Source organism: Micromonospora krabiensis, from assembly GCF_900091425.1.
Taxonomy (GTDB): domain Bacteria; phylum Actinomycetota; class Actinomycetes; order Mycobacteriales; family Micromonosporaceae; genus Micromonospora; species Micromonospora krabiensis.
Map to the genome: position 1 here is coordinate 3,440,648 of NZ_LT598496.1, position 25,918 is coordinate 3,466,565.

The 25,918-nt window shown below is 73.8% G+C and carries 24 protein-coding genes and 1 tRNA gene; 10 read left to right on the forward strand and 15 right to left on the reverse strand.

Translation table 11 applies throughout. The features are described 5' to 3' along the window. Positions 1 to 84 precede the first annotated feature (84 nt). From GA0070620_RS34235 to GA0070620_RS34045, 4 genes are all read right to left on the reverse strand, one after another. On the reverse strand, positions 85 to 1,266 hold the full coding sequence (locus GA0070620_RS34235; protein WP_377520887.1) for a hypothetical protein: 1,182 nt from the start codon (positions 1,264 to 1,266) through the stop codon (positions 85 to 87). A 146-nt stretch (positions 1,267 to 1,412) separates the two neighbouring features. After that, positions 1,413 to 2,141 (reverse strand): YcnI family copper-binding membrane protein, encoded by a 729-nt coding sequence (locus GA0070620_RS15500; RefSeq protein ID WP_091591521.1) that lies wholly within the window; start codon positions 2,139 to 2,141, stop codon positions 1,413 to 1,415. Positions 2,142 to 2,156: 15 nt separating this feature from the next. After that, positions 2,157 to 3,821, reverse strand: a complete 1,665-nt coding sequence (locus tag GA0070620_RS15505; RefSeq protein WP_091591523.1) for a copper resistance CopC/CopD family protein — start codon at positions 3,819 to 3,821, stop codon at positions 2,157 to 2,159. Positions 3,822 to 3,856: 35 nt separating this feature from the next. Continuing rightward, positions 3,857 to 4,501, reverse strand: a complete 645-nt coding sequence (locus GA0070620_RS34045; RefSeq protein ID WP_091591525.1) for a zf-HC2 domain-containing protein — start codon at positions 4,499 to 4,501, stop codon at positions 3,857 to 3,859. Between the two features lie 107 nt (positions 4,502 to 4,608). Between GA0070620_RS34045 and GA0070620_RS15515 the strand changes: the two genes are divergently transcribed. From GA0070620_RS15515 to GA0070620_RS15530, 4 genes are read left to right on the forward strand one after another with little or no spacing between them, the layout of a single operon-like run. Beyond that, positions 4,609 to 5,199 (forward strand): sigma-70 family RNA polymerase sigma factor, encoded by a 591-nt coding sequence (locus GA0070620_RS15515; protein ID WP_091591528.1) that lies wholly within the window; start codon positions 4,609 to 4,611, stop codon positions 5,197 to 5,199. Positions 5,200 to 5,233: 34 nt separating this feature from the next. Further along, positions 5,234 to 5,761, forward strand: a complete 528-nt coding sequence (locus tag GA0070620_RS15520) for a MauE/DoxX family redox-associated membrane protein (RefSeq protein WP_091591530.1) — start codon at positions 5,234 to 5,236, stop codon at positions 5,759 to 5,761. Continuing rightward, positions 5,754 to 6,470 carry a DsbA family protein gene (locus tag GA0070620_RS15525; RefSeq protein ID WP_091591532.1) on the forward strand — a complete coding sequence of 239 codons (717 nt, stop codon included), beginning with the start codon at positions 5,754 to 5,756 and terminating at the stop codon, positions 6,468 to 6,470. The genes GA0070620_RS15520 and GA0070620_RS15525 overlap by 8 nt, the downstream gene beginning before the upstream one ends. Further along, complete coding sequence (locus tag GA0070620_RS15530) at positions 6,467 to 7,582, forward strand: hypothetical protein (RefSeq protein WP_091591534.1); 1,116 nt, start codon at positions 6,467 to 6,469, stop codon at positions 7,580 to 7,582. The genes GA0070620_RS15525 and GA0070620_RS15530 overlap by 4 nt, the downstream gene beginning before the upstream one ends. Positions 7,583 to 7,778: 196 nt before the next feature. On the opposite strand, the gene GA0070620_RS15535 is transcribed toward GA0070620_RS15530, so the two are convergent. Genes GA0070620_RS15535 through GA0070620_RS15550 form a run of 4 tightly spaced genes read right to left on the reverse strand, consistent with a single transcriptional unit; the run spans position 7,779 to position 10,475 of the window. Beyond that, a complete protein-coding gene (locus tag GA0070620_RS15535) occupies positions 7,779 to 8,552 on the reverse strand; it encodes an energy-coupling factor ABC transporter ATP-binding protein (protein WP_091591537.1) in 774 nt (257 codons plus the stop codon). Further along, positions 8,549 to 9,319: a cobalt ECF transporter T component CbiQ gene (cbiQ, locus tag GA0070620_RS15540; protein WP_091591540.1), complete on the reverse strand. Its 771-nt coding sequence runs from the start codon at positions 9,317 to 9,319 to the stop codon at positions 8,549 to 8,551. Before cbiQ ends, GA0070620_RS15535 begins: the two co-directional genes overlap by 4 nt. Positions 9,320 to 9,324: 5 nt before the next feature. Further along, positions 9,325 to 9,762, reverse strand: a complete 438-nt coding sequence (locus GA0070620_RS15545) for a PDGLE domain-containing protein (RefSeq protein WP_091591542.1) — start codon at positions 9,760 to 9,762, stop codon at positions 9,325 to 9,327. Continuing rightward, complete coding sequence (locus GA0070620_RS15550; protein WP_091591543.1) at positions 9,759 to 10,475, reverse strand: energy-coupling factor ABC transporter permease; 717 nt, start codon at positions 10,473 to 10,475, stop codon at positions 9,759 to 9,761. Before GA0070620_RS15550 ends, GA0070620_RS15545 begins: the two co-directional genes overlap by 4 nt. Before the next feature lie 162 nt (positions 10,476 to 10,637). On the opposite strand from GA0070620_RS15550, the gene bcp reads away from it, so the two are divergent. The 3 genes from bcp (at position 10,638) to GA0070620_RS15565 (ending at position 11,963) form a co-directional block, all read left to right on the forward strand. Further along, a complete protein-coding gene (bcp, locus tag GA0070620_RS15555; protein ID WP_091598805.1) occupies positions 10,638 to 11,114 on the forward strand; it encodes a thioredoxin-dependent thiol peroxidase in 477 nt (158 codons plus the stop codon). A 94-nt stretch (positions 11,115 to 11,208) separates the two neighbouring features. Continuing rightward, positions 11,209 to 11,293: transfer RNA gene (locus tag GA0070620_RS15560), tRNA-Leu, on the forward strand. A gap of 124 nt (positions 11,294 to 11,417) precedes the next feature. After that, complete coding sequence (locus GA0070620_RS15565; protein ID WP_091591544.1) at positions 11,418 to 11,963, forward strand: GNAT family N-acetyltransferase; 546 nt, start codon at positions 11,418 to 11,420, stop codon at positions 11,961 to 11,963. A 101-nt stretch (positions 11,964 to 12,064) separates the two neighbouring features. On the opposite strand, the gene GA0070620_RS15570 is transcribed toward GA0070620_RS15565, so the two are convergent. The 3 genes from GA0070620_RS15570 to GA0070620_RS15580 all read right to left on the reverse strand — a co-directional run bounded on the left by GA0070620_RS15570 (position 12,065) and on the right by GA0070620_RS15580 (position 14,940). Beyond that, positions 12,065 to 13,156, reverse strand: coding sequence for an expansin EXLX1 family cellulose-binding protein (locus GA0070620_RS15570; RefSeq protein ID WP_231922385.1), 1,092 nt, complete (start codon positions 13,154 to 13,156; stop codon positions 12,065 to 12,067). Between the two features lie 127 nt (positions 13,157 to 13,283). Then, positions 13,284 to 14,102, reverse strand: a complete 819-nt coding sequence (locus GA0070620_RS15575; RefSeq protein ID WP_091591546.1) for an MOSC domain-containing protein — start codon at positions 14,100 to 14,102, stop codon at positions 13,284 to 13,286. Between the two features lie 4 nt (positions 14,103 to 14,106). Beyond that, entirely contained in the window at positions 14,107 to 14,940 is an 834-nt protein-coding gene (locus GA0070620_RS15580; RefSeq protein WP_091591548.1) for a class I SAM-dependent methyltransferase, read from the reverse strand. Positions 14,941 to 15,081: 141 nt separating this feature from the next. Here GA0070620_RS15580 and GA0070620_RS15585 point away from each other — a divergent pair, with 141 nt between their 5' ends. Continuing rightward, positions 15,082 to 16,167, forward strand: coding sequence for an LCP family protein (locus GA0070620_RS15585; protein ID WP_091591550.1), 1,086 nt, complete (start codon positions 15,082 to 15,084; stop codon positions 16,165 to 16,167). 108 nt (positions 16,168 to 16,275) lie between these two features. Next, entirely contained in the window at positions 16,276 to 17,823 is a 1,548-nt protein-coding gene (locus GA0070620_RS15590) for a sugar transferase (protein WP_091591553.1), read from the forward strand. A gap of 47 nt (positions 17,824 to 17,870) precedes the next feature. Here the strand turns inward: GA0070620_RS15590 and GA0070620_RS15595 are convergent, their stop codons facing one another. Next, positions 17,871 to 19,343: a glycosyltransferase gene (locus tag GA0070620_RS15595; RefSeq protein ID WP_091591555.1), complete on the reverse strand. Its 1,473-nt coding sequence runs from the start codon at positions 19,341 to 19,343 to the stop codon at positions 17,871 to 17,873. Then, on the reverse strand, positions 19,340 to 21,193 hold the full coding sequence (locus GA0070620_RS15600) for an O-antigen ligase family protein (protein ID WP_157741632.1): 1,854 nt from the start codon (positions 21,191 to 21,193) through the stop codon (positions 19,340 to 19,342). The genes GA0070620_RS15595 and GA0070620_RS15600 overlap by 4 nt, the downstream gene beginning before the upstream one ends. Before the next feature lie 392 nt (positions 21,194 to 21,585). On the opposite strand from GA0070620_RS15600, the gene GA0070620_RS15605 reads away from it, so the two are divergent. Further along, positions 21,586 to 23,328 (forward strand): hypothetical protein, encoded by a 1,743-nt coding sequence (locus GA0070620_RS15605; protein ID WP_091591560.1) that lies wholly within the window; start codon positions 21,586 to 21,588, stop codon positions 23,326 to 23,328. A 13-nt stretch (positions 23,329 to 23,341) separates the two neighbouring features. Here GA0070620_RS15605 and GA0070620_RS15610 read toward each other — a convergent pair whose 3' ends face one another. Both GA0070620_RS15610 and GA0070620_RS15615 read right to left on the reverse strand, forming a co-directional pair. Continuing rightward, a complete protein-coding gene (locus tag GA0070620_RS15610; protein ID WP_091591563.1) occupies positions 23,342 to 24,841 on the reverse strand; it encodes an oligosaccharide flippase family protein in 1,500 nt (499 codons plus the stop codon). Next, positions 24,838 to 25,902, reverse strand: coding sequence for a glycosyltransferase family 4 protein (locus tag GA0070620_RS15615; protein WP_091591565.1), 1,065 nt, complete (start codon positions 25,900 to 25,902; stop codon positions 24,838 to 24,840). Before GA0070620_RS15615 ends, GA0070620_RS15610 begins: the two co-directional genes overlap by 4 nt. Between the last annotated feature and the right edge of the window lie 16 nt (positions 25,903 to 25,918).

The following is a 25,918-nucleotide window of genomic DNA, read 5'->3' on the forward strand; positions in this document are numbered from 1 at the left end:
GGTCCCACCCGGCGCGCAGGTCGGTCGCGGAGCCGGGAGCCGGCGTAGGTCGGCCGCGCTCCCGTCCCGACCGGACCAGGCCGGTCAGTCGCAGTCCGGTCCGTCCGCCCGGTCCGCCAGGCCGTCGGCCGCCGTGCGGCCGTCGCCGCCGGCCGGTCGGGCGTCACCCGCCCCGGCGCTGCCCGACCGGATCTCCGCCGGCACCGGGGTGTCCGCCGCCGCCACCGGCGGCCAGGCCAGGGTGAGGTTCAGCTCCGGCGGCCCACCAGGTGCCGCGTCGACCCCGCCGCCGCTCGCCCGGAAATCACCGGCCGAAGCACCGGGCGCGCCGGCTCCGCCCACCGGTACACCGGCCCCGCGACCGGCCGGGGGCCGCTCGACGAGGTCCGCGAGGCTCGCCGGTCGGCGCGCGGGGACCGTGCCGATGGCGACCCGGGACCGTTCCGCCGGGCCGGAGCCGACCGCGGTGAGCTGGCGTGGGGCCGGCACCGCCGCCTCGTCCGGGCCGGTCGGGCGGTCGCCCAGCCCGCTGAGCGAAGTGACCCCCAGCCGGCCGGCGAGCACCGGCACCTGGTCGGGCTCCACCACGAAGACCACCTCGCGGGGGCGCACCGGGCGGAACAGGAGCAGGACGGCGAACGTCACCAGCAGCACACCGCCGGCCAGCAGCGCCCAGGTGGCCGGGGCGATCCACCCGGCGCGCAGCTCGGCGCGCAGGTCCAGGGCGAGGTCGGCGCGCCCGTCCGGACGCATCACCACCAGGCTCAACGGACGACCGGTCAGGTCCTCCGGGGTCCACTCCAGGGAACCGACGCCCTCGCGTACCCAGAAGGGTCGGTCCAGCGGCGTCACCCCGGCGGCCGGCGCATCGGTGGCCAGCCTCGCGGCGGCGTCGTCCAGGCGCACCAGCAGCGGGCCACGGGACAGCGGCACCCGCCGGACGCCGGCGTGGGGCACCGACGCCAACCAGCGCCGCACCTCGTCGGTGGGGGCGAGGCCGACGAACGCCGGGCCGTCCGGCGTACGAGCCTCCAGCCGGAGCCGCACGTCCCCCATCCGGGCGAACGGCGCCTCCCGCCGCAGCAGCGCGTCGAGGTCATCGACGACGACCGCGTGCCCCGACGTCCGCACCGTCTCGAAACGGGCGGTGAAGTCGCCACCGGCGTCGGCGTGGCGGTTGACGGTCCAGAGCACAGAGCCGGCGAGCAGCGTCGGCAAACCGATGATCAGCAGCAGCAATCCGCCGAGCGTGCGCACGAATCGCATCCGTTCCGTCCCCCTCCGTGGCCAGGTACCCGGCCGACCTTACCGACGTCCACCGTCCGAACAGGGGATATCCACGGCACGCGATCGGGGGAATGCGCGTGGGCCCGCCGGACACGGTCCGGCGGGCCCACGGGTGGATCTCGGGGTCAGGCCTTCGGAGTCGGCTCCCGCCGCGTACGCGTGAACGCGAGACCGCCGAGCGCCAGGCCGGCGACGCCGGCGACCAGCCCGGCGATGCCGAGGCCGATGGCGGCACCGTTCCCCTCGGCCTCGTCGTCGTCATCGTCCGCCTGCGGCGCGGTCGCCGCGACCGGGGCCGCCGACGGGGTGGCCGCGGTCAGGGCGAGCACCGGCGCCGGGTGCTCCGGTTCCTGCCCACCCGCCGTCGGCTCGTCGATCCACCGCACGACGTTGCCGTCCGAGTAGGTCTGCAGCGACTTGAACACCATCGCGTCGACCTTCGGCAGCGGCCCGAGGGACACGGGGAACTCCTGGAACTGGCCCGGCTTGATCGCGGCGTCGCCGGTCGCCGTCCAGGTCAGCTTCGACACCGCCTCGGTGAGCTGGCTGCCGTGCACCTCGATCGGCGGGTCCACCTTGCGCTTCTCCACCGCCACCGTCCAACCCGGCACCGGCTGCGTGGAGACCGAGCCGACCGGCGCGTTCTCCGGCAGCACCACCTCCACCTTCGTGGTCGACGCGCTGTCGCTCTCGTTGGGCACCCGGAACGCGACGCGGGTGTAGCCGCCCTGCGTCGCCTCCTTCGGGTTCACGCTGACGTGGGCCGAGGCGGGAGCGGCGAAGCCGAGCACCCCGGTGGCGACGACACCGAGGGCGAGGGCGGCGGCGGTCGCGGAACGCCGGGTACGGATCATGGAGTCGGAACCTCTCTAACGGATCGGCACGGTGGCGGTCACCGTGGCCTGGTCGATGTCGGTCGTACGGGCGGTGACCCGCAGCTCCCAGTCCCCGGACGCGGGGAGGTTGATCTCGCCGGTCGCGTGGTTGTCGGTGAGCGGCAGCAGCGGGACGTCGATCGGCTCGATCCCCGCCGACGGCAGGGCGATGGTGGCCCGCCACTCCACCACCGGCTGGGGACGGTTGTCCTTGGTGTACGCGTACAGGTGCATCGAGTTGTTGCCCCGCTCCGCCGGGTCCAGCTCGACCTGGAGGTTGAGCAGGTTGCTGCTGAGCGTCGTGGTGAAGAACCCGGCCTGGGGGCCGGCCACGTCGGCGGAGGCGGTGCGGGCGGGGGTGGTCTGCACGAGGGTGGCGGAGAGGCCGAGCACCACCGCGGTGACCGCCAGCTCCACCCAGACCGCGCGGCGCACCGGCGCCGGACGTTGCGCGGCGACCCGCCGGCGCACCAGCTGCCGGGAGTACGCGGCCACACCGATCACCAGCGCGAACAGCCCGATCTTGGCGAGCAGCAGCCGACCGTACGTGGTGTTGACCAGGGCACCCGGCGTGGCCACCTCGATCAACGCCTGGACGGTGCCGGCGAGCAGCAGCGCGGAGACCGCCAGCGCGGCCCAGCGCGACCAGATGGGCAGGATCGCGCCCAGCTCCCGCTCGTCGGCGCGCCGCAGCAGGAAGCCGGCGAGCATCAGCAGGCCACCGAGCCAGACCGCCATGCTGCCCAGGTGCACCGCGTCGACGGCCACCGACACCGCCGGCGCCGGTGACGCCGCCCCGTGGCCGGACAGCGGCCAGGTGAGCAGGGCGGCGGCGCCGAGCACGGTGAGGATGATCGCGTCCGACCGCCCGACGGTCCCGGCGAGCAGCGGCCGGATCAGGAACGCCGCCGCGGCCAGCAGGCCGAGGCGGACCAGGTGCGCCGCCCCGAAGGTGCTGCCCAGCACGCTGCTCAGGCCCGCACCGGTGACCTCGAAGATCCCGCCGCCGGCCGTGTAGGGCACCTGCAGCAACAGGTCGGCGATCGTGGCGAAGGCGACCAGCCCGAGGCCCGCCCAGGCCAGCCGCGTGGGGCCACGCCGGTCCAGCCGCCGCGGCCACAGCGCGCCGAGCACCAGCACCGACCCGACCAGCAGCACCAGCCCGGCGTACCCGAGTCCCTTGGCGACCTTCACGGCCGTGCCGACCACCGGGTCCGCCCGGGTGTCCTCACCGGTGTCGACCGGCGGCGGCGAGGGCGCGCCGACCGAGTAGGTGAACGCGCCGGAGACCGGGTGACTGTCGGCCGAGATGACCCGGAAGGTGACCAGGTAGGTGCCGCGGCCGCCGGCCGGATCGACGGGGATGGTCACCGTCACACCCGAGAAGGAGGGGTCGCCGCGATCGGCCCGGGAACCGTCCGGGGCGATGATCCGGATCTTGTCGGGCACCTTCCGCACGGACTCGCTGAAGGTCAGCACCACCTCCGACGGCCCGCTCGGCACCACGGCCGAGGCGGCCGGGCTGCTGCTGACCAGCACCGCGTGGGCGCTCGCGGGCCCGGCGGGAGCGATCAGAAGGGCGACGACGGTGATCAGAAGAGCCGCGGCGGTGCCGAGCCGGGCGACCCAGCGGCGGGGGGCAGCAGTCATGCCGATCATGCTGGCCGACCGGAGGCTCCCACGGCCACCCCCGCTCATCCGCGCCCCGCCGCCAGTGCCGGCGTCAGCGGCCGGTCCGCGTCCCCACTGGCCCGGCCGAGCGCCCAGAGCAGGCCGGCCTGTACGACCGCCGCCAGATGCCCCACCTCGTGCACGAGCGCGGTGGTCGAGTTGGCGATGTCCACCGCGCTGGTGCCGGCCAGGCAGACCGCGAGCACCAGCGCCACCGGCACGAACGCCCGGGCCCGCTCGGGCCGCCACGCGGCCAGCGCGAAGCCGACCGCCAACGCCACGTCGAACGAGGCCATCTCACGGCTGGTGTGCGGGTCGACGCTCACCCCCAGGCCGGCGAGCAGGATGGGCAACGCGATGGCGAGCTGGGCCACCGCCGCCACCGCGACCGCGACCCGCAGCACCTGCCGGCGGGCCCGCGCCGCCTCGGCCGGGGCTCGGTCGGCGGCGAGTGGGTCGGCGGCCACCGCCGCCAGCACCGCCTCGGTGAGGTCGGGCACCCGCACCGGCCGCACCCGGACCAGCCGGGTCACCCGCTCGGCGCCCGCCGACCAGGCCCGGCACCCGGCACAGTCGCCCAGGTGCGCGTCCAGCACCGCCGGCGCCGCCCGCGGATCCTCCCCGTCCAGCCGTGCCGACAGCGCCGCGCGCGCGTCGTCGCATGTCATGGAGGGGTAGTCGCCGCGCCCGCCGGAAAAGTTCCCGGCGTGGTGCAGGCCATGGAAGGGACCAACGACCCTCCCCGTGCCCGCGGTGCCGCGTAATCTGGCTTGTCGTGATCCCCGCCCCGCGGAACACCGACGCCGCCGGCTCGCCCGCCGCGGCGGACGGTGCTGCCCGGGACCCGGCCACCGAGTGGGCGCTCACCGCCCGCGGCGGCGATCCGGCCGCCCAGGCGGCCTTCGTCCGGCTCACCCAGGTCGAGGTGTGGCGCTTCGCCGCCGCGCTGGTGGACCCGGACAGCGCGGACGACCTGACCCAGGAGACCTACCTGCGGGCGTTCCGGGCGCTGCCGTCGTTCGAGGGCCGCTCCAGCGCCCGTACCTGGCTGCTCGGCATCGCCCGCCGCACCTGCGCCGACCACCTGCGCGCGGTCGTCCGGCGGCGCCGCCTCGACGCCCGGCTCGCGGCGCACGCCCACAACGACCGGCCCCACCCGGACCCCGCCGGGCAGTTCAGCGCGGCCGACCTGGTCCGCCGGCTCCCCGCCGAGCGCCGGGGCGCGTTCGTGCTCACCCAGGTCCTCGGCCTCTCCTACGCGGAGGCCGCCGCGGTGGAGGGCGTACCCGTCGGCACCATCCGCTCCCGCGTCGCGCGCGCCCGCGACGACCTCGTGGCGGCGGTCGGCGACGCCCTCGCCGGCTGACCGGATGGAACTTCCGGCGGAGACGGGACGACCAATGACCGTGACAGAAGCCCGGACCCCCCGGGGCGCCCGCTGGCCCACCGTCCGGCCGTGGCTCGGCACCGCCGCACGGCTCGGCCTCGCCGCCGTCTGGCTGCTCGCCGGCGCCTCCAAGGTCGACGACCTGGCCGCCTCCGGCCGCGCGGTGAACGCATACCAGGTCCTGCCGTACGACGTGTCGACCGTGGTCGGCGCGGCGCTGCCCTTCGTCGAACTGGCCCTGGGCGTGCTGCTCCTGCTCGGCCTGGCCACCCGACTGGTCGCGGGCGTGTCCGCGGCGCTGCTGGTGGTCTTCATCGTCGGGATCTCCTCGGCCTGGGCCCGTGGGCTCTCCATCGACTGCGGCTGCTTCGGCAGCGGCGGTCAGCTCGCCGAGGGACAGGCGCCGAGCTACCTCCCGGAGATCCTCCGGGACCTGGGATTCCTGGTGATGGCGGGATTCCTGCTGATCTGGCCCCGCACGCCCGTCTCCGTCGACGGGTGGCTGACGGGTGACCCCGTCGTGGAGGACGAGGATGAGTAGTCGCAAGGGGCAGAAGGGCGCGTCCAAGGTCGTCCGGCAGCAGCTGGCCCGGGAGCGACGGCGCAAGCGGACGCTGTGGGTGTCGGCCGCCGCCGTGGCCGTCCTGCTGATCGCCGGTCTGATCGGCTGGAGCGTCTGGTCGGGCCAGCGCTCCGGCGACTTCACGGCCCCGGCCAACACCGCCGAGGGCGGCACCGGGGCCGTCGTCGGCTCCGGACCGGTGACCGTCGACATCTACGAGGACTTCCTCTGCCCGGTCTGCCACCAGTTCGAGCAGACCAGCGGCGCGACGATCACCCAGTTGATCGACGAGGGAAAGATCCGGGTCGTCTACCACCCGGTCGCCTTCCTCAACCGCTTCTCCACCACCGAGTACTCCACCCGCTCCTCCGCCGCCTCCGGCTGCGCGGCCGACGCCGGGAAGTACAAGGAGTACGCGACGGCCCTGTTCGACAAGCAGCCGCCCGAGGGCAGTGCCGGGCTCACCGACGACGAGCTGATCGACATCGGGGCGGGCGTCGGCCTCGACCGCGACTCGTTCGGCTCCTGCGTACGCGACGGCACGTTCAAGCCGTGGACCGAACACGTCACCGACCAGGCCAGCCGGAACAACGTCACCGGCACCCCGACCGTCGTCGTCGACGGCGAGCAGCTCGGCGACCGCTCGCCCGAGGGCATCCGGGCGGCCGTGGAGGCGGCCGGCAAGTGATCCGGAACCTGGCACGGCGCGTCGGCCTCGTGGCCGCCGCCGCGCTCGCCGCCACCCTCGCGACCGCCGCGCCGGCCGCCGCGCACGGCGCCGACGCCCCGGACGGCACCGACTACCGCACCACGGTGGGCGGCATCACCCCGGCGCGCGACGGGCTGAGCGTCCGCGCGGTCGAGGCGGGCGCGCGGCTGGAACTGACCAACCGGACCGGCCGGCCCGTCGAGGTGATCGGCTACTCCGGCGAGCCGTACCTGCGGGTCGGTCCCGACGGCGTCTTCGAGAACACCCGCTCCCCCGCCACGTACCTCAACCGGACCCTGGCCGGCGACACCACCCTGCCGGCCGAGGCCGACCCGGCGGCGCCCCCGTCCTGGCGGCGGGTCGCGGACGGCCCCACCGCGCGCTGGCACGACCAGCGGGCCCTGTACCGGGAGTCCGCCCCGCCGGCCGCCGTACGGGCCGCCCCCGACCGGGAGCAGCGGGTCCGGGACTGGACGGTGCCGCTGCGCGACGGCACGGAACCCGTGGAGATCCACGGCACCCTCGACTGGGTGCCGCCGCCGGACGCGTACCCCTGGTGGGCCGTCGCCACGATCGGCCTGCTCGCCGTCGGCGCGCTCGGGCTCCTGCCCGCCGGCTCGGTGCCCGGCACCCGCGGGTTCGCCGGCCTGGGCGGGCTGCTCGTCGCCGGGGGCCTGGCCGCCGTCGCCTACACCGTCGGCCGGGAACTGGACGCCGGCGCCCAGGGGGTCGGCGGCGTGCTGCTCGGTCTGCTCGGCGGGCAGCTCTGGGCCCTGCTCACCGGCTTCGGGGCGATCGCGGCCGGCGCGTACGCGCTGGCCCGTCGGCCCGCCGCCGACTTCGCCGTGGCGCTGGCCGGCGCCTGCCTGGCGCTCTTCGCCGGTGTCTCCAACGCGGCCGTCTTCGGGCGTGGGGTGCCACCGGTGCCCTGGCCGGGCACCACGGCCCGGGTGCTGGTCGCGTTGATCCTCGTCGCCGGCGCGGGCGCCACCGCCGCCGGCGTCCTACGCCTGCACGCCGCCCGCGCCACCACCCGGCCCGCCCCCCGAACCGCCACACCCGCCACTACTCCCACCCCCACCCACCCCTAACCCACCACGCCCCGCCCCGCGGCCCGCCCCCACCCCCGCCGCTTCGCGGCGGGCCTTCCGCGATCTTGCACTTTGCGCCCGTGGCGTGGGGCATTCGCGGCTTTTGTCGGGGCAGGAACTGCAAGATCGCGGCCGAGAGGGGGCGCGAGGGGGGCGCGAGGGGGCGCGAGGGGCGCGCCGGGGCGGGCAGCGGGGGTTAGCGGCGGGGGGCGGTTCGGGGGTTGAAGCCGTAGGGGAGCTCCAGGCGGTGGCGGGCCAGGAGGTCCTCGTCGGTCAGCAGGTCGCCGGTGGGCGCGTCCGCCACGATCCGCCCACCGTCCAGGATCACCGACCGGTCGCACAGCTCCGCCGCGTACGGCAGGTCGTGCGTCACCATCAGCAACGTCACCGGCAGGTCGCGCAGGATCCCGGCCAGCTCCCGACGGGCGGCCGGATCGAGGTTCGACGACGGCTCGTCGAGCACCAGGATCTCCGGGTGCATCGCGAGCACCGTTGCCACCGCGACCCGGCGTCGCTGCCCGAACGAGAGGTGGTGCGGGGCCCGGTCGCGGTGCGCGGCCATCCCGACCGCCGCGAGCGCCTCGTCGACCCGGGCGTCGAGCTCCGCGCCGCGCAGGCCGAGGTTCGCCGGGCCGAACGCGACGTCCTCGGCGACGGTGGGCAGGAAGAGCTGGTCGTCCGGGTCCTGGAAGACGATGCCGACGCGGCGGCGTACCTCGGCGAGCGTCGCCCGGTCGGCGCTCACGGTCAGCCCGCCGACGCTCACGCTGCCCTCGGTGGGCGTGAGGATGCCGTTGAGGTGCAGCACCAGCGTCGTCTTGCCGGCGCCGTTGGGGCCGAGCAGCGCCACCCGCTCACCACGCGGCACCGTGAGGTCCACGCCGTGCAGGGCCTGGTGCCCGTCCGGGTACGCGTACCGGACGCCGCGTACGTCCAGGCTGGGTGGTGTCGTCTCCACGTAGCCGATCATCCCAGGACGACGGCGGTCGCCGCGATCGAGGCGGCCAGCACCGGCACGGTCGCCGCGACCAGCCACTGGCCGGTGGTCGCGGCGCCCGCGCCCTGCCACACGGCCGGCATCCGCCCGTCGTAGCCGCGGGAGAGCATCGCCAGGTAGACCCGCTCACCCCGCTCGAAGGCGCGCAGGAACAGCGCCCCCACTCCGGCCGCGAAGCCGCGTAGCTGCCAGAGGAACCGCGGGTCGTCACCCCGGGAGACCCGGGCCACCCGCATCCGGCGGGCCTCGCCGACCAGCACGTCGAGGTAGCGGAGCATGAACGTGGCGATCTGGGTGAGCACCTGCGGGCAGTGCAGCCGGTCCAGGCCGAGGATCAGGTCCCGGGTCGTGGTGGTCGCGGCGAGCAGCAGCGACGCGAGCACACCCAGGGTGCCCTTCGCGACGATGTTCCAGCTGCCGTAGAGGCCGTCCACCGACAGGTGCAGCCCGGCCACGGTGACCCGTTCGCCGGCGCCGAGGAACGGCAGCGCGACCGCGAACAGCACGAAGGGCAACTCGATCAGGGACCGGCTGAGCAGCCAGCCGGGCCCCACCCGCGCGAGCGCCGCGACCACGGCCACCAGCAGGGCGTACGCCCCGAAGGCCCAGAACGCCTCGCGCGGGGTGGCCACCACCGCGACGGTGAAGACCACCATCGCCACGATCTTGACCTCGGGGGGCAGCCGGTGCACCGGCGAGGAGCTCTCGCGGTACAGCACGTGCCCGTGACCGGCGCCCACCGTCGTCAGCTCCGCTCGGCGCCACCGCCGGTGACCGCACCGGCCGGCGTGCCGCCCTCGTCGGTCGGTCCGGCGGCGGTCGGGTCGGCGGTGTTCGCGGCGGCCGCCCCGTTGCGGCGGCGGATCAGCCAGAAGGCGCCCCCACCGATCGCGAAGGTCAGCAGGACGCCGAGCACGCCCGACAGGCCGGTCGAGACGAAGGCGTTGTCGATGCCGCGTACGCCGTAGTCGGCCAGCGGGCTGTCGGCCAGCTCGTGGTCCTTGGCCTGCTGCGCCGGGCAGCTGCCGCCGGTGATGGTGTGGTCGGCGTCCACCGTGCAGCCCTTGAGCAGCGACGAGTCCAGCCCGTCCGGGTGCGACGAGGCGTAGTTGCTGACCACGCCCGCGAGGAGCAGGGCGACCAGCAGGCCGCCGACGACGAACGCCCAGGGACGCTTGCTCACCGGACACCTCCAGCAACTCCGACGGCGGGGGCGGCGACGGGCCGGAGCCCGCGCAGCGCGTACACGAGATCGGGTCGGACCTTGGCGACGGTGACCACCGTCGTGGCGGTGATGAGGCCCTCGCCGATGCCGATCAGCAGGTGGGCGGTGGCCATCGTGCCGGCCAGGCCGGCCAGGTTGCTGCCGAGGTCGGTGGTGCCGCCCAGCCAGTACTGGAGGATGAAGCCCTGCGACGCGACCAGCACGCTGAGCATCGCGGACACGAACGCGGTCACCGCGAGACCCGCGGGCGTGCGGGGCAGCACCCGGAGCAGGACTGCGATCAGCAGGTACGCGGCGGCGGTGCCGATCAGCGCCATGTTGGTGATGTTCAGGCCGAGCATCGCCACGCCGCCGTCACCGAAGACCAGCGCCTGCACGATCAGCACCACCGACACGCACAGCGCGCCGACCCACGGGCCGACCAGCATCGCGGCGAGCGCGCCGCCGAGCAGGTGGCCGCTCACCCCGGCGGTGAAGATGGGGAAGTTGAGCATCTGCACGGCGAAGATGAAGGCGGCGACCAGGCCGGCCATCGGGGCCAGGCGGTCGTCGAGGTCCCGGCGGCCGCGCAGCACGCAGACGGTGAGGGCCGCCAGCGCCAGTGCCGCGAAGACCGCCGCGACGGGACCGTTGATGATCCCGTTCGAGATGTGCATCGCCAGGGTTTCCATGCGCCCTCCCACGCGTCGGCGGGTACGTCCGCGCCGGCGGGATCAGACTATTTCTCATACCTTTCTCTTGCAAAGAGCTTGCATTAAGCCATGGTGATGATCACCAGGCACCGGGGTGGCGTGGCCGGCCCGACGGCCGCCACCGGCGGTAGGGTCGAGGCCATGACCGCAGCCTCCCGCCTCTCCCCCGGTGACCCGGCGCCCGAGTTCACCCTCCCCACCGACACCGGCAGCACGCTCTCCCTGGCCGACCTGCGCGGTCGCACGGTCATCCTCTACGCCTACCCGGCGGCCATGACCCCCGGCTGCACCAAGCAGGCGTGCGACTTCCGCGACTCGCTCGACTCGCTGCGCGCCGCCGGCTACGAGGTGATCGGCATCTCCCCCGACAAGCCGGAGAAGCTGGCCAAGTTCCGCGAGCGCGACGCCATCACCTTCCCGCTCGTCTCCGACACCGACAAGTCGGTACTCACCGCCTACGGCGCGTACGGCGAGAAGCAGCTCTACGGCAAGACGGTCACCGGGGTGATCCGCTCGACGTTCGTCATCGACCCCGACGGGAAGATCGAACGCGCGCTCTACAACGTCAAGGCCACCGGGCACGTCGCCAAGCTCCGGCGCGACCTCGGCCTCGACTGAGTCCGTTCCACCGGGCGCAGCAGGAGATCGACCATTCTGCGCCAGGCCGGGCTCAACACGGTCGCGGCACGACGCTCTAGACTCGCAGGCGCAAGCGGGAGTGGCGGAATTCGGCAGACGCGCAGGATTTAGGTTCCTGTGTCCGCGAGGACGTGGGGGTTCAAGTCCCCTCTCCCGCACGATCACCAGCGGTTCACCGCGTGCTCGTTCCTCCGGGCGGCGGCAGACTAAGCGAGCGGGACGTGCTGTCGGGCGCGTCACGATCGTGGGCCACCGCCGCGCCCGGCGGGCGAGGATGGCGGCGTGAGCCTGCGCTTCGTCCTCGACCCCGACCTGACGCCCGAACTGCGCGAGCGGATCGTGTCCCTCTGGACGGACGTCTCGAACGCCGGCGGCGCGGTCGGTTTCGTGCCGCCGGTCACCCCCGACGACGTACGCACCCTCGCCGACCCGATGTTCGCCGGCGTCACCGACGGGCCGGACCGGCTGCTGCTCGGCTACGCCGACGACCGGCTCGTCGCCGCGCTGGTGTTCACCGACAACCGGTTCCACCTGAAGACGCACTGGTGCGTGCTCAAGCGGGTGATGGTCCACCCGGACACCCAGGGCAAGGGTTACGGGCTCGCGCTGATGCGGGAGGCCGAGCGCCTCGGCCGGGACCTTGGCCTCGCGGCGCTGCACGTCACCGTGCGGGACGGGCTGGGCCTGACCGACTTCTACCGTCGGCTGGGCTACCGGGAGATCGGCCGGCTGCCCGGCGCGCTGCGGGTGGCCCCCGGCGACGACCGGGACGAGGTGCTCATGTGGCTGGACCTGACTCCCGCCGCCGGGGTCGGCACGCCGGTCTAGTCGGCGCGCGCTCCACGCCCAGGGGTGCCGGACGCTCAGCCCTTCAGCGCCTCAGCTCGCCGGATCCGGCCCCATGCGTTGCCGGCACGAGGGCGCCGTCCTCATCCGCCGCAGCCCGGTGCCGGGGCGGCGCCGCCGGAGGCGGCCGGCACGACCGCGGCGGCCGGCGCCGCGAGCGCGGTCGGCGACGCCGTCGTCGTGGCCACCGCGGGGGTGGGGGTCGGTCGGGCCGTCGGCGTCCGCGCGGACGGGGATCGAGTCGTACGCGTCGCGCCCGCCCCGCCGTACATGCGGACGTCGCCGCGCTGGATCCGGCCGGGCGTCATGCGGATGCCGGACGCGGTGACCCGGTGGCCGTACACGTCGGTCACGCGGATCTGGAACGGGCCCGGCCCGGCGCCCGACTCGATGAGCCAGTAGTTGTAGTCCTGTCGGGCCGCCGCACGCCAGCCGGACGTCCCGGCGCGCACCTCGACCGAGCGCAGCGGGTTTCCGTGGTCGGCGACCCGCACGGCGAACCACCACTGGGACGCGCCCTCCTTGATCCGGAAGGTGAGCGGGCCGGCCAGCGGCGGGTCGACGACCGCGCGGTAGCTGACCGGCACGACGCCCTGTACGGGATCGGCGATCCGGGCGAACGCCTCGCGGGACAGGTCGAGGTGGCCGGTCGGGCATTCCGGGCACTGATCCATGATCAGGACCCGGACGCTGCCCTTCGGGCCGGTGACGTCGAGGTGGCCGCCGCAGGCGGCACCGGCGGCGTACTCGTCGGGGCCGAGCGCGACGTACAGCCGGTTGGCGGGCGCGCTGGGGTCGGAGCAGTTGCCGCCGGCGCCCTTCGAGTCGTAGAACGTCGCCTTGCCCTTACGCACGGCGCCGCCGGTGGGTGGCGCGGCGCGCGGCCCCGGCGCGGCGGCGAGCATCGACACGGCGGCGGGCATCGGCGCCGCCAGCGGCGGCCCCAACCCGGCTGCGGGCCGGGCCACGGCGGGCAGGGCGACGGCCGGCGGACCGACGGTCGCGCAGGCGGGAGCGGCACCGGCGTGCAGGGCCACGGCGAGCCCCACGATCGCGGCGAGCGCGGTGCCGGTGGTGGCGACGAGCCAGCGGGCGACCCGGGAGCGGGGTGCCCGCCGCCGGCCGGCTCCCCAGGGCTCGGTGTCGATGCTCTGGGGAACGCCGCCGTCCGTCACGTCGGTCGATGCTGCCGGACCGGCGCCGGCTGGGACAAGGCGGCTAAGCGAAAGCTAAGGCGCGAGGGTGCGGCACGACCGGTGGCCCGCGGGCGCCGCACGGCTGCGCAGCAGATCGGCTCGCGGATCAGTCGCCGACGGTCACCCGGTCGCCGACGGTCACCGACCCGACGTCCAGCGGCACGAGGTGCAGTCCGAAGAGGAGCTTCTGTCCCACGTTGCGGTGGCGGGCGAGCGTGCGCAGCGGCTCGCGGCCGCGTACCCCGGTCTCCTGGTCCGTGGTCGTCACGACGCAGCGGTCGCAGGGCCCGGCGGCGCGGAACGGCACACCGCCGACGCGCAGCGGGCGGCCCTCCCAGTCGTCCTCCGCCCAGGCCGGCGCGTCGGCCACGACCAGGTTGGGCCGGAAGCGGGTCATCGGCACCGGGTCCTCGCCCGCCTCGGCGAGCCAGTCGTTGAGCGCGGTCAGCGAGGCGGCGTTGGCCAGCAGCAGCGGGAACCCGTCGGCGAAGGTGACCTGGTCGCCGGTGTCGTGCCCGCCGTCCTCGACGGGGAGCTGCCGCGTGGGGCGGGCCAGCCAGACCAGCCGGACGGGGCGGTCGAGGAGCGCACTCAGCCAGTCGTCGGCGGCCGGCCCGGCGGACTGCGCCGGGACCGACCAGGTGCGACTGCGGAAGGTTCGCACCGGCACCGGCTCACCGTCGACGGGCTCGGGCACGTCGAGGTCGGGTCGCCCGTCGGCGCGCAGCAGCAGCCCGCCGTCGCGGGCCGCGGCGCGCAGCGCGACCAGGCGGGTGGTCTCCCGCTGGGTGACGCCGATGCCGTCGGCGTCGACCACCATCCACCGCCGGTCGCCGGCCAGGCCCCACGGTCGCACCGGCACGGTGTCGTGGTCGGTGCGGTGACAGCCCTTGACGGGATACGTGTGAATGGCGCTCAGCCGCATCCGCTCACCATGCCACGCCGATCCCGTCGCCGCGGTACCAGTGCTCGGCGGGCGTCTCCCGGTAGGCGAGGAACCGGCGACCGGTGCGTTCGGCGTGCTCGGCGAGGACGTTGGTGGTGGTGACGTTGTCGGTGAGCAGGATCCCGCCGGGGGCGAGCTTCGGCTCCACGGCCTCGAACTCGCGCCGCTCGTGCTCACGGCTGTGGTCGCTGTCGTGCAGGAAGAGGTCGACCGGCCGGTCGAGGGCGCCGATCGACGCGATCGAGTCACCGATCACCAGGTCGACCACCTCGGACCACCGTCCGTCGCGGACCAGGTAGCCCGCCTCGGGATTGATGTCCAGGGCGGTGAGCCGGCCCGGGTGGCCCTCGTCGGCGTTGCGCAGCAGGGCGGACGCGAGGACGCAGCTGCCCAACCCCTTGTCGACACCGGTCTCGACGACGTGGGCCGGGCGGGTGGCGCGCACGATGGCGTACCAGCCGATGCGGCGGGCGTAGCGGACGTGCCGGTCGGCGAGGCCGCGCCGGGCGGCGCTCGCGGTGGTCTGCTCGATGTGCCGGCGCAGCGGCTCGTCGGACTCGACCTCGGCGAGGTAGCCGCGGACCTGCTTGACCGGCACGTCGCAGACGACGCTGACGAACCAGGCCAGGTGCTGGCGGCTGAGCTTCGTCAGGTCGTACGTGTAGTTGTGGTGCTCGCGCGAGGTGACCAGCCATCGCGCCGAGGTGCGCAGCACCTTCGCGTCGTGGCGGGCGACCGAGACGAGCCGCTTGGGAAAGGCGGCGACGGGGGCGAGCCGAGTACGGGCGATGGCCCGGCGAAGCGACGTTGCGTCCACGGCTGCGTTCTTACCAGGTGATGATGACCGATGTCTGTAGTACGTTCCTTTCCACTACCGGTGCCGCTTCGGACGACCGGCGACAGGTTGTGGCCGGACGAGGGTACGCGATCAGGAACGCGAATCAGTAGCATCGCGCCCATGCCGCGTGCAGATCAGACCGCAGAGCTTCACCTTCCGTCGAACGCCGGGCCCGCGTCGGACCTCGGGCGGCCGACAGGCGACGAGCAGCCGGCATCCCGGCCGCGCCGCCGTCGCTGGCGGCGGATCGCCCTGATCACCGCCCTCGTCGTGGTGGTGCTCGCCGGGGCCGGCGTCGTCGCGACCGGGCTGTACGTTCGCTCGATCAACTCGGGCATCGAACGCGTCGACGCGTTCGAGGGTGTGCCGGAGGAGTCCCGTCCGGAGGTCGTGGCGGCCGGTGCGATGAACATCATGATCCTGGGCAGCGACTCGCGTGACCCGGAGAACGCCTCGGGCTCCCGGTCGGACACCATCATCCTGGCCCACCTGCCGAAGGACCGGTCGAGCGCGCAGCTCATCTCCATCCCCCGCGACACCTGGGTGCACGTGCCGAAATCGAAGGAGGGCCGGGGCGGCCGGGACGCCAAGATCAATGCCGCGTACGCGTGGGGCGGCGTCCCGCTGATGGTCCAGACGGTGGAGGAGTTCACCGGGGTTCGCATCGACCACGTGACGATGGTCGACTTCGCCGGATTCAAGGAGATCGTCGACGCGCTGGGCGGTGTCGAGATCACCGTGGAAAAGGCGTTCACCTCGACCCACTCGCTCAACCCCGACGGCCGGCGTGAGTTCGCCCAGGGCCGGCAGACGATGGACGGCGCGGCCGCGCTGGACTACGCCCGCGAGCGCTACGCCTTCGCGGACGGCGACTTCACCCGGATCAAGCACCAGCAGCAGGTCATCAAGGCGATCCTCGACAAGGCGGTGTCCGGTGGGGTGGTGACCAACCCGGCCAAGCTGAACTCGTTCGTGAAGGCCACGGCCGACGCGGTGGCCGTGGACCAGTCGTTGTCCCTGGTCGACCTGGCGACGGAGCTGCGTCACCTGCGCAGTGGCAACCTCGGCTTCTTCACCTGCCCGACGAAGGGGACGGGCCGCATCGGCAGCGAGAGCGTGGTGCTGGCCGACAAGCCCAAGGCCAAGCAGGTGTTCGACGCCGTCCGCCGCGACTCCGTCCCCGACATCCTGTCCACCGCAAAGTAGGAACGAGGATTGGCGTGCCGGCTCTGGCGGTGACACTGACTCGGTCGTAACCTGCGATCGCCCCCTGACGCTCAGCTGTGTCGAGGGGCTCACGGGGGAAGGATCAGTATGTCGAGCCAACCGGCAGTCAGTTATCCGGGCCCGGCGGAGCTGGAGTTCGGCGACGCACCTACTCGGACGACGGCATCGCACGATGTGGACGCCGACGAGGAGGTAGGCGATACGGGCCCCTCCACGCCATCGACGCCGGAGCGGACGGCGAGCCAGTCGGCACGTGCCGGGCTCGAAGCGACCGCCGTCCTGCCGTACGCCAGCTCCCGGGCCTCGAAGAGCACCCGCGGACTCCGGGCCTGGATGCTGACGGCGCCGATCGACGTCGTCGCGCTGCTGACCCCGCTGCTGCTAAGCCAGAACTACTGGCGCGGCACGCTGGCCAACGCCGTGCTCACCGTGGCGATCTTCGCGAGCGGCGGGCTCTACCGGGCCCGCCGGCACGTCGGCATCCTGGACGAGCTGCCCAGCATCGGTGGGCGGCTGATGGCATCCGCCGCCGTGGTGGCGATCATCGCGGCCGAACGCCACGACTCCGTGCAGTACGTGGGCGGCTTCATGCGGGGCGTCGCGCTCTCCGCCGGCCTGGTGATCGTCGGCCGGGCGATCAGCCGGTCACTCACCATCGCCGCCCGCAAGCGGCGGTGGGTGGAGCACAACACGATCATCATCGGCAGCGGGCCGATCGGCCTGGAGCTCGCCCGGCTGCTGCGCCGCTACCCGCAGTACGGCCTACGGTTCGTCGGCTGCGTCGATGCCGCACCGCGCCAGAACGGCGCGACTCCGTTGATCGGCACCCTGGACGACCTCGAGCACCTCCTCCGTTTGGCGGAGTGCGAGGTCCTGGTCATCGCCGACCCGGACTGCTCCGAGTCCACCCTGATGGACGTCCTGCTGCGTCCGATCAGCTCCCGCTGCGATCTGTGGGCGGTGCCGCGCCTGTGGGGTTCGCGGTCGCTCGGCAGCTACCCCGACCACATCGGCGCCATTCCCATCGTCAAGATCGGTGACACCAAGCTCTCCGGGCCGCGCTGGGCCATCAAGCGCGCCTCGGATGTGGTCTTCGCGGCGACGGCGCTGGTCGCCCTGAGCCCGTTACTCCTACTCTGCGCACTCGCCACGTTCCTCGACGGGGGCCGGGGCATCTTCTTCCACCAGGAGCGCATCGGGCGGTACGGCAAGCCGTTCAAGGTCATCAAGTTCCGTTCCATGCGTCCGGTGAACGAGCACGAGTCGCAGACGAACTGGTCGATCGCCCACGACCGGCGGGTCGGCCCGATTGGACGCTTCATGCGTCGTACGTCGTTGGACGAGCTGCCCCAGCTGTGGAACATCCTGCGCGGCGAGATGAGCGTGGTCGGGCCGCGACCGGAGCGTCCGTACTTCGTGGAGAAGTTCTCGGTCGAGTACCCGAACTACGCGATGCGGCATCGGGTGCCGGTGGGGCTCACCGGGCTCGCGCAGGTCAGTGGGTTGCGCGGGGACACCCCGATCTCCGACCGCGCGCGGTTCGACAACTACTACATCGAGAACTGGTCGCTCTGGCTCGACATCAAGGTGTTGCTGCGCACGGTGGCGGAGGTGCTGCGCGGCGGCGGTCGCTGACCGGGCCGCCGCCCCGGCGGACCACTCCGGAGGCGGCCCGACAGGTGTCAGACGACCGGTGACTGCCCGGCCTGCGTGGGCAGAGGCGTCCCGAGCGCCACGGCGCGCAACACGCCCGCGTGTCCGGCCAGGGATCCGTCCGGCGAGAACAGCGTGATCGCCTCGTCGTGCAGGCGCTGCCGCGCGGCCGCCCACGTCGCCCGGTCGCGGACCATCGACGACATCGCCGCGGCGAGGTCGGTCCGGTTGCCCTGCGGTCGGTAGCGGAGGTCGTTGATCACCTGCCAGTCCACCAGTTCGGCGTCGCCGGCCGGGTTCGCGACCAGGTGCCCTCGCCGGCCGTCCGCCAACTGCTCCCGGGCCCCGCCGACGTCGGTGAGCACGACGGGAAGGCCGGCCACCAGGGCCTCCATCGAGGACAGCGGGAAGCCCTCGAAGAACGAGTCGAGGACGAAGGCGTCCGCCGCTGCCAGCAGACCGGACGGGTTCGCGCAGTGGCCGCGCAGGTGCACCCGGTCCGCGTCCGGCAGCGACGCCGCGGCCTGCCGGGTCTGCTCGAAGTAGAGCGGGTCGTCGTTCGCGCGGCCGGCCACCAGCAGGTGCGCGTCGGGGTGTTCGCGAGCCACGTCGCCGAACGCCGTCACCAGGCCGAAGGTGTTCTTCTGCAGGCAGTACCGGGCCAGCGAGACGAAGAGGAACTCGTCGGTCAGGCCCAGCGCGGCGCGGGCCCGGGCCCGGTCCACCGGCAGGACCCGCGAACCGTCCACACCGTTGGTCACGGTGACCACCCGGTTGGCTGGATAGCCGGGGTTGCGCAGCAGATACTGCCGCCGGACAAGGTCGCTGACCGCGATCTGCGCCGCGATCCCCCGCGATCGCTCGCACTCCGGCTCCCACGAGTGGGGGTGGTAGAAGCGGTGCATGTCGTGCAGCGTCTCCACCCACGGCACGCCGACCTCGCCCGCCACGTCGAGCAGCCAGTCAGGGGTGTTGTGCGCGCTGATGACGTCGGGTCGCCACGACCGCATCCAGTCGGCGGCGTCCTCCGGCGTCAACTGCCGTGTCTCGACACCCTCGGCAGCGAGGGCACGGGCGAGCCGACCGCCCTCGCCCTCCTGGCCGGGCAGGCGCAAATCCGTGTAGACGACCACGATCTCGAAGTTGTGGGCGGGCAGCCGACGGGCGAGGAACGCGGCGACCTCCTCCGCGCCGCCCACGTCGAGCACGCCGGCAGCGACGGCGCAACGCACCCGCGGGGCCTCGTCCACCTGGGCGGCAGGCGGCGGCACCGTCGGAGGCGCGTCCGCGGGCGCCGGCCGGAGCGCCTCCAGGTCGGCCGCGTCGCGGCCCGGCACCAGCGGGACGGACCAGTCTTCGCTCGGCAGCGCCGTACGATCACCGGATCTGGTCAGGCGCCGGAAGGTCCCACCGGCCAGGCGCCGAAGTGGTGTCGGAACGGCATGCGCCTGCCGCTGCGCCCACAGGGCGAGCCGCAGGGCGCGTGGCGACTGCTCGGTCACTCGGCGGTCCTCCCCTGCTCCTCGGACGGAACGGACGCCGGGCCGGCCGGTTCGGGCCGCCGGCCGCGCGGGTCACGGGCCAACACGAGGGGGGCGACGATTCCCGCCGCGACGCCGACGACCAGCGGCCACCGGCTCGTCTCGGACAGGAACGGCGCGGTCATCAGGCACAGCGGCGCGATCAGGCAGAACGCGGCCGCGCCGCGGACGACGCCGTCGCTGGCAGGGTCGCGCACGGCCCGCAGGGCCACCAGGGCGGCGACCACGAGGAAGGCGACCACGAGCAGGGGCATCGCGGGACCGTAGCGCAGCCAGTCCTGGAGCAGTTCGTTGTGCACGTAGACCCGGGTGGCGTCGGCGGCAGCCATGCCCGGCAACTGCGGGGCCTGCGGACCGACGCCGGTCCAGAGGTTCGCCCGTACGTGCTGCCAGCCGACGCGCAGGTCGCTGATGTGCCCGCTCGTCGACTCGGCCTGGTGCTTGACGCTCTCCGGCGTGGACGGGCTGGGCGAGGGCGGGCGGGGGGTGGCGGGCGCCGTGGACGGCCGGGCGGCGGCACTGCCGGGGCTCGCGCTCGGCCCACCACTCGAACTCGGCGTACCGCTCGCACTCGGCTTGGCGGTGGCGCTGGGCCTACCCGTGGCGCTGGGCCTACCCGTCGGCGTCGGCTTGGCGGTGGCGCCCGGCGAACCGGCCGCGCCCGGCCTGCCGCTCGCGCTCGGCGAGCCAGCGGCGGTCGGTGTGCCGCTCGTGCTCGGCGTACCGCTCGGCGTCGGCTTGCTCGCGGTCGGGCCGCCGTTGGCCAGCTCGAAGCTGCCCACGCTGCGCAGCCCGAGATCCGCCGCGAAACCGGGCGCGGCGAGCACCACCACCGCCACCGCGACCGCCACGACGGCCAACTGACGTGCGTAACGACGCCAGCGCCGCCAGGCCAGCACCAGTACGACGACGGAGGCGGCGAAGGCCGCGAGCCACACGCTCCGACGGAAGCTGATCAAAACGAGCAGCGGCGTGGCGACGAGCACGGCCACGTGCCGCCAGTCCCATCGCCAATCCCGGTCGCCGAGGAGGCCGATGAAGACCGCCGCCGCGACGGCGGGCAGGGCCGAGTCGTAGTAGACGAAGTAGGCGCTGAGACGGTCGTCGGCGGTTTCGCCGAGCGGGATGCCGACAGCCGCGGCGATCACCAGCGCGACCAGCGTCGCGCCGACGGCGAGCGGCAGAGTCCGCTGGTCGTCACGCAGCCACCGCAGGCTCATGCCGATGAGCAGTCCCAGGAAGAGCAGGACGAAGGGCCGGGCGTTCTGGTTGACGGCGGAGAAGGGCGACTGCCCGTGCAGGAAGCCGCTGCCGACGGCCACGACGACGAGCGCGCCGGCGATCCCGAGCAGCGCCCCGCCGGTCGAGCGGAGGCGAAAGCCCGTCGGCGGCCACCACAGCGCGGCGGCCGCGAGTGCCGCCGTCAGCGCGAGCGGCAGCACGATCGGCGCCTTACCGGGGGAGATGAACACCTGGTAGCCCAGCGTGGTCAACTCGCCGAACCGACCGTTCGGCTTAATCTCCTGCGCGACGAGCGCCACGAGCATGATGCCGGTCACCGGAAGCCGGAGCACCAGCAGCGGCAGCACCACCGCGAAGACCAAGCCGACGGGCGACCGCAGCGTCCAGGCGATGTACGCGGCGGAGAGCGCCGCGACCGCCAGGGACGCCAGCCCGACCGGACGTCGGGAGGTCGCAGCGATCGGCGCGATCACGTCGGACACCCAGCCGCGCACGTGGGTCGGACGGCTCGTCGCGTCGCCGGCCGGGTGGAGGGGCTGTCGCGGTGGACGGGTGTCCGCGCCGTTCATGCCCGAATCCGTCACAGTCCCTCTGGAAGCCATCGCTGCCTTTGCCCCGAGATGGGTCCCGGTCGGCCCTCGCTGACACAGAACCCTGCTGACAACAACGCCGAGCCGGTTGCCATGACGGTCGCGGGACGACCACAGCCGGAGCAACCCTACGACCAGGGCGGGCCGTGCAATGTGGTTGATGGAACATCACGGCGGCGGCCGTCGCGGCACACAGTATCAGGCGGCGGAGGCGTCAGCGCCAGAGGAAGCCGGCGGGTCGAGGCGGCCGGAAAGGGGTGTTCAGAGCGCCATTTTTCGGGCCGGATCGTGGAAATGACGGCACATCTCCGCGCTCGCAGAGGGTGGTGGCGACCCGGTAAGGTCAGGCCCGACTGCCCCCGGAGCCGCACATGTTCACCCGTCGCACGTTTCTGACCGCCAGCGGCGGCATCGTCTTCGCCGGCGGCCTGCTTCTCGCCGGCGACGCTCCACGTTCCGCGGGAGCCGTGCTGTTGCCGTCCCCGTCCGGGGGCGATGACACGGCCGCGCTCAATGCCGCGCTCCGCGCCGGCGCCGGCGGTCTGGTCCGGGGGCCGCGCGGCGCCCACTACCAGGTCAGCGCGCCTCTCGTGGTCCACAGTGGCACCACGGTGATCATGTCAGGGTGCCGGGTGACCCTGGTGGCCGGCAGCGCGTGCAACCTCCTCACCAACGCCGCGGTGGCCGCCGGCGGGCGGGACCGGGACATCACCGTCGTCGGCGGCACCTGGGTACGGGCACACGGCGTCGGCGGCACCGGGCCGGACCTGCACAGCCTCCGCTGGCGGCGGGTGGATGGCCTCGCGCTCAAGGGGCTGGCGGTCGAGACCGCCAGCGACAAGTACGCGATCTCCCTCGGTGACGTGACGGACGCCACTGTCGCCCGGATTAGGTTCGCCACGCACTCCGACGGTGTACACATCCAGGGACCGGCCGCACGCACCACGATCTCCGGCATCCGGGGCACCACGGGTGACGACACCGTCGCCATCACACCCCGAGACTGGCAGGCCTACGACGACGTCTGGGGGCCGGTCACCGACACCGTCATCGAGGACGTCAACGCGGCCTCGCTGGCGGCACTGGTCAAGGTGCTCGGCGGGTCGCCGGAGACGGCGGCGCTGCGCACCACAGTCCGGGGCGTCACCGGCCTGGCCGGCAACAACGTCATCTGGGTCGGGGACGACACCGCGGACTGGCGCACCACCGGCGGTCGGGTCGACGACCTGCTCGTGGAGGGGATCGCGGCGGCCACCCTGCCCGGCCGGGGCGGCGTGCTGCACGTCAACGGCTCGGCGGTGGGCACGGTGCGCGTGCGCGGGGTGCGCGTCGAGGGCCCCGGCCGGGACCAGCCGCAGGTACGCGTCGCGCCGCTGCGTCCCGCCACCGTCGACGCGCTCACCGTCGAGGACGTCGACGTCGAGCAGCTCGGCCCGGTCCCGCTGGTGGCGGTTGGCCCGACGGCGACGGTCCGACGGCTGCTGCTGGACGGGGTGACCGTGGCGGGCACATCAGCGGGCACGTCGGCCGGGGCCTCCCCCAGCGCGTCGATCGCCCAGGTCGCCGGCGTCGTGGACGACCTGACCGTGCGGGCCGTCAGCATGGCGGCCGCTGCCGACAGCCACCTGCTCGACCTGCCCGGCTGGGCGGCGGACGCCACGGTTCGCCGGGCGGACCTCACCGATCTCCGGGTGGTGGGTGGTGGCCTCGTCACCGCCATCGCGGGCACGCACACCTTGCCTCGGGTGGACGTGGCGAACGCGATAACCGTCGGCATGGCCTGGCTCGTGGACCTCAACACCCGCACCGACCTGCACCTGTCGAACGTGACCATGGAGGAGACTCCCGGCGGAGTTGTGAACGTGCGCGGTCACGGCGCCGCCGTCGTGCACGGCTCCGGTCTGCGATCCACGCCCGGCTCCCGGGGCGTGGCGATCGCCGCCGGAGGCTCGCTGGTCTCGTACGCGCCGGACCTGGCCGTCGACGTCAGCGAACTCGTCCGCGCCGACGGCAGCCGGGCCACCAACACCAATCCGCGACTGTCATGCGGGACGGGCCCGGTCGTGTGCGCCGGGTTGACCTGGCAGCACGTGGAGACCGGCGCCACCTACTGACGCAGCCGCCGGGTCAGAGCGCCTTGCGGGACAACACCCGCCGAAGGTCGGCCGTGGTGAGCGCGCGCGACACCAGCACCGCTCCGCCAAACAGACCGGCCGCCAACAGCGCCTCCCCCTGCCACGGGATCGGCGCCAGCCACAGCCCGAGGATCGTGACGGCGGCGACGGCGAGAACGCTCGCCATTTCCCGTACCGGAAGGCGCGAGGCCATCGCCCGGGCGGCCAGCAGGCACGTCGCGACGCCGATGACGAACTCGGTGCCGGCCGCGACCGCCGCCGCGCCCGTGGCCCCCCAGCGGGCGCAGGCCCAGAACTGGGCCGCCACGTTGAGCACCGCGACCGCGACGGTCAGCACCGCGATCGGCCGTACGACGCCCAGCGCGGAGCAGATCGTCGTACCGACGTAGCCGAGGGTAACCCCGACGAATGCCACCGCGAGCAGCACCAGCGGTCTGACCGCCGGACCGAAGTCGTCGCCGTACAGGTAGGCGACGAGCACCGGGGCCAGCGCGATCAGCAGCACCGCCGTGCCGGCACCGACCACGACGCCGGTGCGCGTCGCCAGACTGAAGATCACGTTGCGGCGGTGGGCGTCCATGGTCATGCTGGTCGCCACGATCGGCAGGAGCGGAGCCACCAGCATGGCCGGGCCGAGCTGGGCGACGTCGAGGAATTTGTACGCGGCGGAGTAGTAGCCCACCTCGGCCGCGCCTTGAAGGTGGAACAGGATCACCGAGCCGAGCCGGTAGTAGACCATGACGGCCAGCGAGCTGATCGCCAGCGGCCAGCTCAGCGCGAAGATCCGACCGGCCTCCGTCCAGGACGGCCGGCCGAGCGGCACGAGCCGCCGATTGATGGCCACGCCCACGCAGGTCTGCAGCGCGACGACCGCGACGAACAACCAGGCGAGCAGCACGACGTCACCACCGGTGCGGGCGACGACGACCACCGCGACCAGCCAGAGGAGACCCTGGACGAGCGCGAGGAAGGACGACACCTCGGGCCGGAAACGGGCCGTGGCCCCGGCCGTGAGGACGGACGCCGCCGACAGCGGGGTCGCGACGGCCACGACGGCGACCACGCCGCTGGAGTCACCGAACAGTCCCACGGCGGCGGCGACGAGCAGCCCGACGGTCGCGGCCAGCGCCACCGACGTGCGGATGACCAGACCGGTGGTCAGGATGCGACCGGCGGATGCGCTCTCCCGCGCGATCCGGGAACTCACCGTGATCGTCGTGCCCATGTCGGCGACCTGCGCCGCTGCGGTGCCGAGGGTGAGGGCGAGGGAGAACACGCCGTACCCGTCGGGGTTCAGGTAACGGGCCAGCACCGACGTGGTCGCCATGCCCACGACCAGACCCACCAGGCGGAGCCCGAGGGAGATGGCGGTGGCGGTGCTGAGTCCGCGGGCCGAGCGGGACGGCCCCGCCTGCGCCGTCGCGGCGGGCGCGGCGACCGCGCCCGCGTCCGCGTCGGCCGTTTCGGTCGTGGTCTCCCCAGGCGAGGTCACCGCAGGCACTCCCCGAAGATCTGTTCGTACGCGTCGAGCCAGGCCTGCCGGCCGTGCCGCCTCGCGACGTGGTCGACGCCGGCGCCCCGATTCTCCAGGATCGCCGACACCGTCGCGGCGGTGAGGTCGGACGGCTCCTCGATCACCAGGCCACCACAGTCGGGGATCAACTCGGTCCCGGGGTCGCCCCGGAACGCCACGACCGGCAGCCCGCAGGCCGCGGCCTCCAGCACGCACGTCGGCGTCCCGTCGGTCTCCGCCCCGCAGTAGAGATAGAAGTCGCTGGCCGCGAGCAGCTCCGGCACGTCCTCCCGGTGCCCGGTGAAGTGCACGTTGGGGTTTCCCGCGGCCAGCCGCTCCAGGCGCTCGCGGTCGGGCCCGTCACCGACGACGACCAGGGCGCTTCCGCTGGCCAGCGCCGCCGCGACAGCCCGGTCGTGCCGCTTGGCGGGGTGCAGCCGGGCCGCGAGGACGGCGACCCGACGGTCCTGGAAGCGGGTGGGAAGCAGTCGCTCCCGCAGCGCTGCCCGGACCGATGCCAGCGGGGCGGCGAACCGCGCGGTGTCGATGGCGTTGGGAACCACGACGAGCCGGTCCCGGCCGACCACCGGCGCGAGGTCGTCGGCCACCGTCCCGCTGACACAGACCACCCGCGTGACGTGCTCGGCCGCGCGCGCATAGCCGGCGAGCAGCAGCCGGCCGACCGGGCCGCCCATCCATCGGCCGTGCTCGGTCCAGACCACGGGAGCGCGACCGGACAGTGGCGCTGTCAGGGCGATCTGTTCCCGCTTGAACTGCAGGTAGTAGATCGAAGAATCGGCGATATCCTGCGTACGGCGCCGTTCGAGCGGCACCCGCAGCAACCCGGTGGCCATCGTCCGCCGTGACCACTTGGGCCCGAGCCCGATCTCCGCCCGGTCGAGCCCCTGCTCGTCCCATCCGGGGCAGCGGCCGTAGAGGACCACGTCGTGCCCGCGGTCCCGCATCCCCCGGCCCAGCGCGACGGTGTGCGCCTCGGCGCCGCCGGCGGTGTCGGAGACCGAGACCACCGTGACGGTCATCGTGGACAAGACGGTC